The sequence below is a fragment of the Pantoea sp. NPDC088449 genome (genome assembly GCF_044753225.1).
GTDB lineage: Bacteria > Pseudomonadota > Gammaproteobacteria > Enterobacterales > Enterobacteriaceae > Pantoea > Pantoea floridensis.
Map to the genome: position 1 here is coordinate 1 of NZ_JBIVMT010000006.1, position 14,077 is coordinate 14,077.

General features: G+C 54.2%; 12 protein-coding genes and 2 tRNA genes. 10 read left to right on the top strand and 4 right to left on the bottom strand.

Annotation, left to right across the window (positions count from 1 at the left end):
• Window positions 1-17 precede the first annotated feature (17 nt).
• Window positions 18-94 (top strand) — tRNA-Asp (locus ACIP6T_RS21215).
• Window positions 95-102: 8 nt separating this feature from the next.
• Window positions 103-178: transfer RNA gene (locus ACIP6T_RS21220), tRNA-Trp, on the top strand.
• 105 nt (window positions 179-283) lie between these two features.
• Here the strand turns inward: ACIP6T_RS21220 and hdfR are convergent.
• Window positions 284-1,105 (bottom strand): HTH-type transcriptional regulator HdfR, encoded by an 822-nt coding sequence (gene hdfR / locus ACIP6T_RS21225; protein ID WP_097095670.1) that lies wholly within the window; start codon window positions 1,103-1,105, stop codon window positions 284-286.
• Window positions 1,106-1,226: 121 nt separating this feature from the next.
• Between hdfR and ACIP6T_RS21230 the strand changes: the two genes are divergently transcribed.
• On the top strand, window positions 1,227-1,565 hold the full coding sequence (locus tag ACIP6T_RS21230) for a DUF413 domain-containing protein (RefSeq protein WP_007888811.1): 339 nt from the start codon (window positions 1,227-1,229) through the stop codon (window positions 1,563-1,565).
• A gap of 29 nt (window positions 1,566-1,594) precedes the next feature.
• On the opposite strand, the gene ACIP6T_RS21235 is transcribed toward ACIP6T_RS21230, so the two are convergent.
• The gene (locus ACIP6T_RS21235; protein ID WP_400458766.1) at window positions 1,595-3,115 is read right to left on the bottom strand and encodes a YifB family Mg chelatase-like AAA ATPase; all 1,521 of its coding nucleotides are present in this window, start codon (window positions 3,113-3,115) and stop codon (window positions 1,595-1,597) included.
• A gap of 328 nt (window positions 3,116-3,443) precedes the next feature.
• Between ACIP6T_RS21235 and ilvL the strand changes: the two genes are divergently transcribed.
• From ilvL to ilvA, 6 genes are all read left to right on the top strand, one after another.
• On the top strand, window positions 3,444-3,542 hold the full coding sequence (ilvL, locus tag ACIP6T_RS21240; protein WP_071531048.1) for an ilv operon leader peptide: 99 nt from the start codon (window positions 3,444-3,446) through the stop codon (window positions 3,540-3,542).
• Window positions 3,543-3,691: 149 nt separating this feature from the next.
• On the top strand, window positions 3,692-5,338 hold the full coding sequence (gene ilvG, locus ACIP6T_RS21245; protein ID WP_097095672.1) for an acetolactate synthase 2 catalytic subunit: 1,647 nt from the start codon (window positions 3,692-3,694) through the stop codon (window positions 5,336-5,338).
• On the top strand, window positions 5,335-5,592 hold the full coding sequence (gene ilvM / locus ACIP6T_RS21250) for an acetolactate synthase 2 small subunit (RefSeq protein ID WP_097095673.1): 258 nt from the start codon (window positions 5,335-5,337) through the stop codon (window positions 5,590-5,592). Before ilvG ends, ilvM begins: the two co-directional genes overlap by 4 nt.
• A 19-nt stretch (window positions 5,593-5,611) precedes the next feature.
• Window positions 5,612-6,541 (top strand): branched-chain amino acid transaminase, encoded by a 930-nt coding sequence (locus ACIP6T_RS21255; protein ID WP_097095674.1) that lies wholly within the window; start codon window positions 5,612-5,614, stop codon window positions 6,539-6,541.
• Window positions 6,542-6,603: 62 nt separating this feature from the next.
• On the top strand, window positions 6,604-8,454 hold the full coding sequence (gene ilvD, locus ACIP6T_RS21260; protein ID WP_097095675.1) for a dihydroxy-acid dehydratase: 1,851 nt from the start codon (window positions 6,604-6,606) through the stop codon (window positions 8,452-8,454).
• A 3-nt stretch (window positions 8,455-8,457) separates the two neighbouring features.
• The gene (gene ilvA, locus ACIP6T_RS21265; protein WP_345827796.1) at window positions 8,458-10,005 is read left to right on the top strand and encodes a threonine ammonia-lyase, biosynthetic; all 1,548 of its coding nucleotides are present in this window, start codon (window positions 8,458-8,460) and stop codon (window positions 10,003-10,005) included.
• Here the strand turns inward: ilvA and ilvY are convergent, their stop codons facing one another.
• Window positions 10,006-10,887 carry an HTH-type transcriptional activator IlvY gene (gene ilvY, locus ACIP6T_RS21270; RefSeq protein ID WP_007888824.1) on the bottom strand — a complete coding sequence of 294 codons (882 nt, stop codon included), beginning with the start codon at window positions 10,885-10,887 and terminating at the stop codon, window positions 10,006-10,008.
• A gap of 161 nt (window positions 10,888-11,048) precedes the next feature.
• Between ilvY and ilvC the strand changes: the two genes are divergently transcribed.
• Window positions 11,049-12,524 carry a ketol-acid reductoisomerase gene (gene ilvC / locus ACIP6T_RS21275; protein WP_097095677.1) on the top strand — a complete coding sequence of 492 codons (1,476 nt, stop codon included), beginning with the start codon at window positions 11,049-11,051 and terminating at the stop codon, window positions 12,522-12,524.
• Window positions 12,525-12,725: 201 nt separating this feature from the next.
• Here ilvC and ACIP6T_RS21280 read toward each other — a convergent pair whose 3' ends face one another.
• Entirely contained in the window at window positions 12,726-14,060 is a 1,335-nt protein-coding gene (locus tag ACIP6T_RS21280) for an MFS transporter (RefSeq protein ID WP_097095678.1), read from the bottom strand.
• Between the last annotated feature and the right edge of the window lie 17 nt (window positions 14,061-14,077).

Genomic DNA, 14,077 nt, shown 5'->3' on the forward strand with positions numbered 1-14,077 from the left:
ATCAGTACAGAATCGGTGGAGCGGTAGTTCAGTTGGTTAGAATACCTGCCTGTCACGCAGGGGGTCGCGGGTTCGAGCCCCGTCCGTTCCGCCACCCTAATTAGGGGCGTAGTTCAATTGGTAGAGCACCGGTCTCCAAAACCGGGTGTTGGGGGTTCGAGTCCCTCCGCCCCTGCCAGAAAATAATCCTTTGCTTCGGCAAAGGATTTTTTTTGTCCAAAATTTAGCAGTGAAAAGAGTTTGAGTTTCACTGTGATCCACTCAAACTTGCTCATTTACTCTATTAGTGTGTCAGTACCGGATATTTAAGTAACTGGCGAATGTGACTTTGTTGATCGCTATTCTGCAGCCACACCGCATATAAAGGTCGCACAGCGACAGGTGTATCTGGAATAACCATCAAATCACTATAAATCCCGTGCCAGAAATCAGGTAAAAATGCACAGGCACCGGTGGTATGCAGCAATTCACGCGTCACATGCGCTGATGTAGTGGTTAATACGGGCACATCATCACTGGATAGATAACTTTCATGCTGATGGAAATCTGCTCCCCATTCCAGTTTAATGTAATCATACTTTTCACGCTTCTCCGTTTTGCGCGCGCGGAATAATGCGAGCGAGATATGACCAATCTGCTGACTGGTTAATTCGTCCATTTTTGGCGCTTCAGTGGTAATCAACAGATCCAGTTGGCGTTCATGTAATTGCTTAACCAGCAGGTGTCGCTGGGCAATTCTTGCCTCAAGATGAAGACTTTCTCTATTCTCATAAAGCGTTTGTAACCAAGGGGTTAAGTAGGCTTCCCAAAGGGATGCGCTACCTCCTATAGAAAGCTCATGATGCTGTTGGGTATGTGAAACTTCCTTCTTGGCCATCAACCAGGTACTCATCAAGCTTTCGGCATAGGGTAATAAACGCTCGCCTGCTGAGGTCAACCGGATGTTATTACGATGGCGAGTAAAGAGGTTAACACCCAGTTGATTCTCCAACTGACGAATGCGGAAACTAACGGCTGATTGCGTGAGGTAGAGCGCTTCAGCAGCACGCCCGAAATGGCGCGTTCTGCTCACTTCGAGGAAAGTTTTCAGTAATTCCGTATCCACACCATTCTCCCAAAAATTGTTTGTCGTACTGATTTAAATGTTTTGTTTTACACTCTGTCAAGCCTATCTAATACTCCGCGCCATAAATAGCACGGCCATATGAGAGTCAGGAGCGTGTAAAATGGCGGATAGCTTCGCAACAACAAATCGTTTCTTTGATAACAAACATTACCCACGTGGTTTTTCGCGCCATGGTGATTTCACCATTAAAGAAGCCCAGCTTCTGGAGCGCCACGGTTACGCCTTCAATGAATTGGATCTCGCAAAGCGTGAACCCACTACAGAAGAAGAGCGTTCTTTTTTAGAAGTATGTCGTGGTCTTCGTGAGCCGCAAACGGAAGCTGAGCGTGTATGGTCAAAATACACTGCGCGTATCAAGCGTCCTAAGCGTTTCCACACGCTGTCTGGCGGTAAGCCGCAGATGGATACGGTGGAAGATTTCAGCGATAGTGATGATTAAAAAAACGGGGCTTATATAAGCCCCATTTTTTATTCCAGGCTCTTGTGCAAATAGATCATTAAACGGTCAATACTACGATATCCCACCGCTTCCTGCAGATGGCTCCGCGTAATCTGTTCTTCACCCGCTAAGTCAGCAATTGTCCTTGCGACTTTTAAAATCCGCTGCCAGGCGCGTACTGAAAGTCCTAACGAATTCAGCACCCCTTCCAGCCATTCAGCTTCCTCCTGCCTCAGCGAACACCAACGTAAAATCTCAGGGTTTGAAAGTTGTGCGTTTATTTTGCCACTGCGCGCCGTCTGAATCTTACGGGCAGCTATAACACGTCTTAGCACTTCAGCACTGCTTTCGCTAAATTGCTGTTTCTTACTCAGGGTACCGCTGGGCAGGAGCGGTACTTCCAGCGACAAATCAAAGCGGTCAAGAAAAGGTCCTGATAGACGGCTGAGGTAACGCAAAACCTGTTGGGGCGTACAACGATTGTGGTTGCCCTGATAATGGCCCGTGGGGCTAGGATTCATGGCTCCCACTAATTGAAAGCGCGCAGGATAGGTCACTTTGGCGCGGGTGCGCGAAATAGAAATCTCGCCCGATTCTATTGGCTCACGCAATGCATCCAGCGTTTTGCGTTCAAACTCCGGTAACTCATCCAGGAATAACACGCCATTGTGCGCCAAAGAGATTTCACCCGGGCGCGGCAATGAACCGCCCCCTACCAGTGCGTACAGAGAAGCACTGTGGTGAGGGGCCCTGAACGGCCGTTTACGCCATTGATGATGCAGGTTGCCACTACTTACCAGGCTGGCAATAGCGGCGCACTCCAGTGCTTCCTGGTCGTCTAACGGGGGCATGATGCCGGGCAGACGTGTCGCTAACATGGTTTTTCCCGTACCGGGTGGACCAATCAGTAATAGGTTATGGCCACCTGCAGCCGTAATTTCCAGCGCACGCCGGCCCTGATCCTGGCCAATGATATCGCTAAGGTCCTGCGTTTGCTGATCAAGGGCTTCAGGATGATAGCGGGCAACGGTGAGCGTCGTTTTGTTATGGAGAAAGGCGCAGATATCCACCAGATGATTGCCCACCAAGGTTTCACCTTGCTGAATCAAACCAACATCCTGTTGATTCTGCTCAGCGAGTACCATTTGTCGTCCTGCTTGCAGCGCCGCCATTGCTGCCGGAATGGCGGCCTGAACGCCACAGAGCGCGCCGTTGAGGGCTAGCTCTCCCAGGAATTCATATTGCGTCAGTTTATCGTCTGGTAGCTGCTCAGAGGCTGCCAGAATCGCAATAGCAATGGGTAGGTCATAACGCCCCCCTTCTTTAGGCAGATCGGCAGGGGCAAGATTAATGGTGACGCGTTTGGCCGGGAAAGTGAAACCGCTAGTGATAATCGCACTGCGAACCCGTTCTCGTGCCTCTTTCACGGTGGTTTCGGGCAAACCGACTAATGTCAGGGCAGGCAAGCCATTACTGATATGCACTTCTACCGTGACGAGCGGAGCCTGAACCCCTAACGCAGCCCGTGTTAAAACCTTTGATAAAGACATAGCCGCTCCTTGTTGTCCTTATCATCGATGCCTGTGTTGAGTCACTCAAATCCCTGATCTCTGATTTCGGAGGAAGATTCCGCATAATCCCTCATGATTGCGACTCTTTCAGTGAAATTCAGATCCCGTTCCCAATGGTCGAAAAAAAGTTGCCCTCCGGACGTAATGAAAATTCATCACTTATATAAATAACCTTTTACATACAATGTGATAACGAACCGCCGCCAATGTCGTTATAAAAAAATCCAATGAAAATTATTGTCAAGAGCCAGATAACTATGGTAACTCTGTAGGTATTACTTCGAACAATCGAAAAAACGAATAACACATGAAAGCCCTTCTACAAGTGATTAGCCTAGTCGTGATTAGCGTGGTGGTGATTATTATCCCACCGTGCGGGGCATCGCTTGGAGAAAGAAAGGCTTAAAAATCAAGTCTGGAATTCCAAAAACCCCCGCACCGAAAGGTCCGGGGGTTTTTTTTTAACCAGACAAAATATTAGCGAATCAGCGAGGAACAGATTATGAGCAGTAGCATAAAATTCTGTTGTTCCCCAAGGAACACAGGAGAATAACCATGACAGGTGCACAGTGGGTAGTTCAAGCTTTACGCGCGCAGGGTGTTGATACAGTGTTTGGTTATCCTGGCGGCGCAATCATGCCAGTGTACGATGCGCTCTACGATGGCGGCGTGGAACACCTATTGTGCCGTCATGAGCAAGGTGCGGTGATGGCGGCAATTGGTTATGCCCGTGCAACCGGCAAAACTGGCGTATGCATCGCTACTTCGGGTCCGGGCGCCACCAACCTGATTACCGGCCTGGCGGATGCGATGATGGATTCCATCCCGGTTGTGGCGATCACTGGTCAGGTCTCTTCCGCTTTTATCGGCACCGACGCCTTCCAGGAAATCGATGTACTCGGTTTGTCGTTAGCCTGCACCAAGCACAGTTTCCTCGTTGAATCGCTTGATGATTTACCTTCCGTGATGGCCGAAGCCTTCGCTATTGCACAGTCCGGCCGCCCTGGTCCGGTACTGGTTGATATCCCGAAAGACATCCAAATTGCCCATGGCGAACTGACGCCGCACCTGCTGCCGGTGGAAGAAGAAGTGAGCTATTCGGCGCAGCATATCGCGGAAGCGCGTGCCTTAATGGCACAGTCGCACAAACCGATGCTGTATATCGGCGGCGGCGTGGGCATGGCGCAAGCCGTTCCCGCACTGCGCGCCATGGCACAGGAAACCGGTATTCCGATGGTTTCCACCTTGAAAGGTCTCGGTAGTGCGGATGCCAGCAGCGATCTCTATCTCGGCATGCTGGGCATGCACGGTACCAAAGCCGCTAACCTCGCGGTGCAATCCTGCGATTTGCTGATTGCAGTGGGCGCACGTTTTGACGACCGCGTCACTGGCAAGCTGGATACCTTCGCGCCGCATGCCAGCGTCATCCATATCGATATCGATCCTGCCGAACTGAACAAACTGCGCCGTGCGCACGTCTCTTTGCAGGGTGACATGAATCAGGTGCTGCCTGCGCTGAGCATGCCGCTGCAGATTGATGGCTGGCGCGCGGAAGTGAGCGCGATGAAAACTGAATTCGACTGGCGCTACGATCATCCAGGCGAAGCGATTTACGCGCCGCTGCTGCTGAAGCAGTTATCCGATCGCAAAGCGGATAGCGCGGTGGTGACCACTGACGTTGGTCAGCATCAGATGTGGGCCGCTCAGCACATGAGTTTCACCGCACCAGAAAACTTCATCACCTCCAGCGGCCTCGGCACCATGGGCTTTGGCCTGCCAGCGGCGATCGGTGCGCAAGTGGCGCGTCCTGAAGATACGGTGATCTGCGTATCTGGCGATGGCTCGATCATGATGAATATTCAGGAGTTGGGCACCATCAAGCGCGGCAAACTACCCGTAAAAATCCTGCTGTTGGATAACCAACGTCTGGGCATGGTGCGCCAGTGGCAGCAACTGTTTTTTGATGGACGCTATAGCGAAACCATTCTTACCGACAATCCCGATTTCCTCACGCTGGCCAGCGCCTTTGATATTCCAGGCCAGCGCATTAGCCGTAAAGATCAGGTCGACGCCGCCCTCGATGCTCTGCTGAACAGTGAAGGTCCTTACTTCCTGCATGTTTCGATAGATGAGCATGAAAACGTCTGGCCATTGGTACCACCGGGTGCCAGCAACGCAAACATGATGGAGAAAACCGCATGAACCAGCATCAATTGTCTATCGAAGCTCGCTTTCGCCCTGAAATATTGGAGCGCATTTTGCGTGTCGTGCGTCACCGTGGATTCCAGGTGTGTGCGATGAACATGGCCTCCGCGGTCAATGTCGAGAACATTAATATCGAAATGACCGTTGCCAGCCAACGCTCTGTCGATTTACTGTCTTCGCAGTTAAGCAAACTTATGGATGTCGCTTGCGTCGAGATCCAACAACAGACAACACAACAAATCCGCGCTTAGTCGCCAAAGGAAAAAAGCAATGAGTACAAAGAAAGCAGACTTTATTTGGTTCAATGGAGAGATGGTTAAGTGGGAAGACGCCAAGGTCAGCGTAATGTCTCACGCACTGCATTACGGTACTTCTGTGTTTGAAGGCGTACGTTGCTACGACTCACACAAAGGCCCAGTGGTGTTCCGTCATCGTGAACACATGAAGCGTCTGCATGAATCCGCCAAAATTTACCGTTTCCCGATCAAAGCCAGCGTAGATGAACTGATGGAAGCGTGCCGCGAAGTGATCCGCGTGAACAAACTGAAAAGCGCTTATATCCGTCCGCTGGCCTTTGTGGGTGACGTGGGCCTGGGTGTAAACCCGCCAGATGGCTACACCACCGACGTAATCATCGCCGCCTTCCCATGGGGTGCTTACCTGGGCGCTGAAGCGCTGGAAAACGGCATCGATGCGATGGTTTCTTCGTGGAACCGCGTGGCACCAAACACCTTGCCGACCGCTGCGAAAGCCGGTGGTAACTATCTCTCCTCTCTGCTGGTGGGTAGCGAAGCACGCCGTCACGGCTATCAGGAAGGTATCGCCCTCGACACCAACGGCTATATTTCAGAAGGCGCTGGCGAAAACTTGTTCGAAGTGAAAGATGGCGTTCTGTTCACGCCACCGTTCACCTCTTCGGCGCTGCCAGGCATCACCCGTGACGCCATCATCAAGCTGGCGCAAGACATGGGGATCGAAGTGCGTGAGCAGGTTCTGTCGCGTGAATCGCTGTATCTGGCAGACGAAGTCTTCATGTCAGGTACTGCAGCGGAGATCACCCCGGTGCGCAGCGTCGATGGTATTCAGGTTGGCGAAGGTAAACGTGGTCCGGTCACCGGTCGTATCCAGAAGGCCTTCTTTGGCCTGTTCACTGGCGAGACGGAAGACAAGTGGGGCTGGTTGGATCCGGTTAACGCATAACGAGATTTTTTGCGGGCGTCAGATGGCGCCCGCAACCTTATTATTACTGGAGTAAATAGAGCATGCCTAAGTACCGTTCCGCCACCACCACCCATGGACGCAACATGGCCGGTGCCCGTGCCTTGTGGCGCGCGACTGGAATGACCGACGACGATTTCGGTAAGCCGATTATCGCCGTGGTTAACTCATTCACCCAATTCGTACCGGGCCACGTGCACCTGCGCGACCTTGGCAAATTGGTTGCTGAAGAAATCGAAGCAGCAGGCGGTGTAGCCAAAGAGTTCAACACCATTGCGGTGGATGATGGTATCGCCATGGGTCATGGCGGCATGCTGTATTCACTGCCTTCACGTGAGCTGATTGCCGATTCAGTGGAGTACATGGTTAACGCGCACTGCGCCGACGCCATGGTGTGTATCTCCAACTGCGATAAAATCACCCCGGGCATGCTGATGGCCGCACTGCGCCTCAACATTCCGGTGATCTTTGTTTCTGGCGGCCCGATGGAAGCCGGTAAAACCAAGCTGTCCGATCAAATCATCAAGCTGGATCTGGTGGACGCGATGATTCAGGGTGCGAACCCGAACGTCAGCGATGCCGACAGCGATCAGATTGAACGTTCTGCCTGTCCAACCTGCGGCTCCTGTTCTGGGATGTTCACCGCCAACTCCATGAACTGCCTGACCGAAGCGCTGGGCTTGTCGCAGCCAGGTAACGGTTCACTGCTGGCCACACACGCCGATCGTAAAGAGCTGTTCATCAATGCCGGTAAGCGCATCGTGAGTCTGACCAAACGCTATTATGAGCAGGATGACGTCAACATGCTGCCGCGCAACATCGCCACCAAGGCGGCGTTTGAGAATGCGATGACGCTGGATATTGCCATGGGTGGTTCCACTAACACCGTTCTGCACCTGCTGGCCGCGGCGCAGGAAGGCGAGATCGATTTTAATATCTCCGATATCGACCGTCTGTCGCGCAAGGTGCCGCAGCTGTGCAAAGTGGCACCAAGTACGCCGAAATATCACATGGAAGATGTGCACCGTGCGGGTGGCGTTATCGGCATTCTCGGTGAGTTAGATCGCGCCGGCTTAATCGACTCCAGCGCGCGCAACATTCTGCAGCAAAGCATGCGTGAAACCATCGATCAGTACGACATCATGCTGACCAACGATCAGGCCGTGAAGGATATGTTCCGCGCCGGTCCTGCCGGTATTCGTACCACCAAGGCGTTCTCGCAGAATTGCCGTTGGGACACGCTGGATGACGATCGTAGCGAAGGCTGCATCCGTACGCGCGAACACGCTTACTCACAGGATGGGGGGCTGGCGGTACTTTACGGCAACCTGGCAGAAGATGGCTGTATCGTAAAAACCGCGGGCGTTGATAAAGAGATCCTCACCTTCAAAGGCCCAGCCAAAGTGTACGAAAGCCAGGACGATGCGGTAGAAGCCATCCTTGGCGGCAAAGTGGTTGCCGGTGACGTGGTAGTTATCCGCTACGAAGGACCGAAAGGTGGCCCGGGCATGCAGGAAATGCTTTATCCCACCACCTATCTGAAATCGATGGGCCTCGGCAAAAGCTGCGCGCTGATCACCGACGGGCGCTTCTCGGGCGGCACCTCCGGTCTTTCGATTGGTCACGCCTCTCCGGAAGCGGCGAGCGGCGGCACCATCGCGCTGGTGAAAGATGGCGACATGATTGAAATCGATATCCCGAACCGTGGCATAAAGCTGGCGGTGGCGGATAACGAACTGCACGCCCGTCGTGAAGAAGAGCAGGCACGTGGCGAAGCGGCCTACACGCCGCACGGCCGCGTGCGTGAAGTCTCCTTCGCCCTGCGCGCTTATGCATCCCTCGCGACCAGCGCTGACAAAGGCGCGGTGCGCGATAAGTCCAAGCTGGGAGGCTAACCGATGGCTGAGTCTCAACCGCTACCCGCGTCGCCCAACGGCGCGGAATATTTGCGCGCCGTGCTGCGTTCACCGGTGTATGAAATCGCCCAGGTAACGCCGCTGCAGAAAATGGAAAAAATATCATCGCGTCTTGGCAACACCATTTTGGTGAAGCGTGAAGATCGCCAGCCGGTGCACAGCTTCAAGCTGCGCGGGGCGTACGCGATGATAGCCGGGCTGAATGAAGAGCAAAAAGCACGCGGCGTGGTGACGGCTTCAGCCGGTAACCATGCGCAGGGCGTGGCGCTCTCGGCCAGCACGCTTGGCATCAAATCACTGATTGTGATGCCGTTGGCCACGGCAGACATCAAGGTTGATGCAGTGCGCGCATTTGGCGGTGAGGCTTATCTGTTCGGGGCCAACTTCGACGAGGCAAAAGCCAAAGCGATCGAGCTGTCAGAACAGCAGGGTTACACCTTCGTGCCGCCGTTTGACCATCCTGCGGTCATCGCCGGACAGGGCACGCTGGCGATGGAGCTGTTGCAACAGGATGCGCATCTCGATCGCGTCTTCGTACCGGTGGGCGGCGGTGGTCTGGCAGCGGGGGTTGCGGTGCTGATCAAACAACTAATGCCGCAGATCAAAGTGATTGCCGTGGAATCGGAAGATTCAGCCTGCCTGAAAGCAGCGCTGGATGCCGGCGAGCCGGTGGATTTGCCGCGCGTTGGCTTATTTGCGGAAGGCGTGGCGGTCAAACGCATTGGCGATGAAACCTTCCGCCTGTGTCGTGAGTATCTCGACGACATCATCACGGTGGATAGCGATGCGATATGTGCGGCGGTAAAAGATCTGTTCGAAGATGTGCGCGCGGTTGCGGAACCTTCAGGTGCGCTGGCGCTGGCGGGTATGAAGAAGTATATCCAGCAGCATGACATCAAAGGCGAGCGCCTGGCGCACGTGTTGTCAGGTGCCAACGTCAACTTCCACGGCTTGCGTTACGTTTCTGAGCGTTGCGAACTGGGGGAACAGCGTGAAGCGCTGCTGGCGGTGACGATTCCAGAGCAGCAGGGCAGTTTCCTCAAGTTCTGCCAAACCATCGGCGGCCGCTCAATCACCGAGTTCAACTATCGCTATGCGGATGCGGATAACGCCTGCATTTTCGTCGGCGTGCGCTTAACGCGTGGGCTGGAGGAGCGCAGTGAAATCATCAGCCAGCTGAACGAAGCCGGTTATCACGTGGTGGACCTGTCGGATGATGAGATGGCAAAGCTGCACGTGCGCTACATGGTGGGCGGCCGTCCATCGAAGCCGCTGCGTGAACGCCTGTTTAGCTTTGAGTTCCCGGAAGCACCGGGCGCGCTGCTGAAGTTCCTGCAGACGCTGGGCGCACACTGGAATATCTCGCTGTTCCACTATCGCAGCCACGGCACCGATTACGGTCGCGTGCTTGCGGCGTTTGAAGCTAACGAGCAGGAGCCGGATTTCGAAACTCATCTCACCGCGTTGGGTTACGAATGGCACGACGAAGCGAACAACCCGGCGTTTCGTTTCTTCCTCGCCGGGCAGTAATTACAGCTGGTGCCAGAACGCATTGATAAGCGGCTCCCCGAGCCGCTTTTTTTGTACGCACACGCCAAGCTCCAGCGGCGCAACAGATTCCACATTCTCCAGCGTTAACACGCGATTGCGCACCGGTTCCGGACTGTTTTCCAGCACCACATCCGGCAGCAGCGCAATGCCACAACCCAGCGCCACCATCGAGACAATCGCCTCGTGTCCCGAAACCGTGGCGTAAATCTGCGGATTGGGGATGCGCTGGCGGCGGAACCACAAATCAATGCCGCGGCGCGCAGGCCCTTGTTCCGGCAGGATAAACGGAATTTGCGCCCAATCCGGCTCATCCTGCGTTGCCTGGCTGCGCACCGGACAAGGCAGCGCCGGGGCGATCAGCACCAGCGGGATCAGGCCCAGTGGTGTGAAATCTATGCTGGCAGGCAGCGATTCAGGTCGGCCGGCAATGGCGAGATCGGCGTCACCGGACTGCACCATCTCAATCGCATCGGCGGCATCACCGGTGGTGAGCTTGATCTCCACCTGCGGATGTTCGGCACGGAAGCGGTCGAGAATCGGTGGCAGATGACTGTAAGCGGCCGTTACCGAGCAAAACAGGCGCAGTTCGCCGCTGAGCGACGGACCGTTGAGATCCATCACATGGCGCAGCTGCTGGTATTGCAGCAACGTCTGCTGCGCAAACTGGCGCAGACGCTCACCGGCTTCGGTCAGCGTAACGGTACGATTATCACGCAGAAATAGCGCGTGGCCGACATCCTCTTCCAGGCGCTGAATCTGGCGCGAAAGGGTGGATGGGCTGACGTGCATGGCGCGCGCAGTACGTCCGAAATGGCAGCTTTCCGCCAAATGAAGAAACAGTTTCAGGTCTCGTAAATCCATGCGCTTGTCGCCTCAACGTTATGTTGCAATTTCTGCAATGTGACCTTGCTAATATATCAATTTAAGCAATAGATTTCCTGTCATATGATGGGGTCATTCGCGGCGTAATAGACAACGCTGTTCCTGAACAAAAACAAACACAACATCTAACCGGAGTACCCATGGCTAATTACTTCAACACATTGAATCTGCGCAACCAGTTAGCGCAGCTGGGCAAGTGTCGCTTCATGGCGCGCGATGAATTCGCCGATGGCGCAAGCTTCCTGAAAGGCAAAAAAGTGGTCATCGTTGGCTGTGGTGCTCAGGGTCTGAACCAGGGCCTGAACATGCGTGATTCTGGCCTGGATGTGGCGTATGCCCTGCGTGCTGAAGCGATTGCTGAGAAGCGTGCCTCTTTCCGTAAAGCCACCGATAACGGCTTCAAAGTCGGCACCTACGAAGAACTGATCCCGCAAGCCGATCTGGTGGTTAACCTGACGCCGGACAAACAGCACTCCGCCGTCGTTCAGGCTGTTCAGCCGCTGATGAAAGATGGCGCGGCGCTGGGTTACTCACACGGTTTCAATATCGTTGAAGTGGGCGAAACCATTCGTAAAGACATCACCGTCGTGATGGTGGCGCCGAAATGCCCGGGTACCGAAGTGCGTGAAGAGTACAAGCGTGGTTTCGGTGTGCCGACGCTGATCGCGGTTCACCCGGAAAACGATCCAAAAGGTGAAGGCATGGCGATTGCTAAAGCCTGGGCCGCAGCCACCGGCGGCGACCGTGCAGGCGTGCTGGAGTCTTCCTTCGTTGCGGAAGTGAAATCTGACCTGATGGGCGAGCAGACCATCCTGTGCGGTATGCTGCAGGCCGGTTCTCTGCTGTGCTTCGACAAGTTGGTGGCGGAAGGTCACGACGCGGCTTACACCGAAAAACTGATTCAGTTCGGCTGGGAAACCATCACCGAATCTCTGAAGTTCGGCGGCATCACGTTGATGATGGATCGTCTGTCTAACCCGGCGAAAATCCGCGCTTATGCGCTGTCTGAGCAGCTGAAAACCATCATGGCGCCGCTGTTCCAGAAGCACATGGATGACATCATCTCTGGCGAATTCTCTTCTGGCATGATGGCTGACTGGGCTAACGACGATAAAAACCTGCTGACCTGGCGTGAAGAGACCGGTGCTACCGCGTTCGAAAATGCACCGCAGTTTGAAGGCAAAATCGAAGAGCAGGAGTACTACGACAAAGGCGTAGTGATGGTTGCGATGGTGAAAGCGGGCGTTGAGCTGGCGTTCGAAACCATGGTTGACGCAGGCATCATCGAAGAGTCGGCTTACTACGAATCACTGCACGAGCTGCCGCTGATTGCCAATACCATCGCCCGTAAGCGCCTGTATGAAATGAACGTGGTTATCTCAGATACCGCAGAATACGGTAACTACCTGTTCTCCTTCGCAGCCGTTCCGCTGCTGAAAGAGTTCATGACCACGCTGCAGCCAGGCGATTTGGGTAAAGCGGTTGAAGGCACTCAGGTTGATAACGCGCAGCTGCGTGACGTCAACGAAGCGGTGCGTCAGCACCCAATCGAATCGGTAGGCCGCAAGCTGCGTGGCTACATGACCGATATGAAACGTATCGCCGTCGCGGGCTAAGCCACGCACGACACCGTTTTCAGCACAAAGAAACCCCGGCTTGCCGGGGTTTTTTATTATGTGGGATTCGATCGGTTCAGCATGAATGCTGACTATACAACATCGTAGGGTCGCCATTCATGGCGACCTGGTTTCCGCATACCTTATCTCAATCAATAAAAAACCCGGCTAAAAGCCGGGTTCTCTTGACGCTCAATCAAATCACACCGCTTCATACAGCGTCTGATTACGGGTCTCTTTACAGGCAATCAGCGCAATCAGCGTCAGCACTGCCATTGAAGCCAGATAGAAACCTACCGCCTGCAAACCGTAATTGGCGTTTAACCAGGTGGCGATATAGGGCGCAACCGACGCACCAAGAATCGACGAAAGATTATAGGAGAACGACGCGCCGGTATAACGTACTTCGGTCGGGAACAGCTCAGGCAGCAGCGCGCCCATTGGACCAAACGTCAAACCCATAATGCTCAAACCGAGAATCAGGAAGCCCATCACCAGCACCTGAGAACCCGAACCGAGCAGCACGGGGAACATCAACGCAAAAGCGATAATCATCAGCGTAATGGTGATCATGGTTTTACGGCGACCAAAACGATCGGCCAGCAAACCGGCAATCGGCACCATCACACCAAAACCAATCACTGCCACCATCAACATCCACAGGAAGCTATTACGCGAATAACCGAGGCCTGCCGGGGCGGGTGCGGTGCCGTAACTCATCGAGTAGACGGTCATAATGTAGAACAGCGTATAGGTGGCAAGCATGATGAAGGTACCGAGAATGGTCGCCGTTAAATGCTTGCTCAGCAGCGTACCAATCGGCATCCGCACCTGCTTATTCTCTTTCTGCACTTTGGCAAACACCGGGCTTTCATGCAGCGAAACGCGCACATACAGGCCAATCAGCACCAGCACTGCAGAAAGGATAAACGGCACGCGCCAGCCCCAGTTCATGAACTGCTCATCAGTTAGTAGCCATGACAGCAACAGGAAGGTGCCGTTGGCGAAGAAGAAGCCAATCGGCGCGCCAAGCTGTGGGAATGAACCATAAAGCGCGCGTTTCTTTGCGGGCGCATTCTCGGTCGCCAAAAGTGCCGCACCGCCCCATTCGCCGCCCAGGCCAAGACCCTGACCAAAACGCGCCAGCGCCAGCAGCAGCGGGGCAGCCACGCCAATGGTTTGATAGCTTGGCAGCAAACCAATCAGCACTGTCGAAACGCCCATGGTCAGCAGCGATGCCACCAGGGTGGCTTTACGGCCGACGCGATCGCCAAAGTGCCCGAACAGCGCAGAGCCGATAGGGCGCGCAACGAAGGCGATGGCGAAGGTAGCCAGTGATTGCAGCGTGGCGACGGTTGGATCGCCCTGCGGGAAGAAGATATGCGGGAAAATAATCACCGCGGCAGTGGCATAAATATAGAAATCGAAGAATTCGATGGCGGTGCCGACAAGCGATGCCACAACCACTTTGCCGCGTGAATTGACCGGCGTGTCGTCGTGTTTTTGGTCGAGTGTTTCTGTGATGGAGGCTTGCATAAGTGTTTCTTAATTGT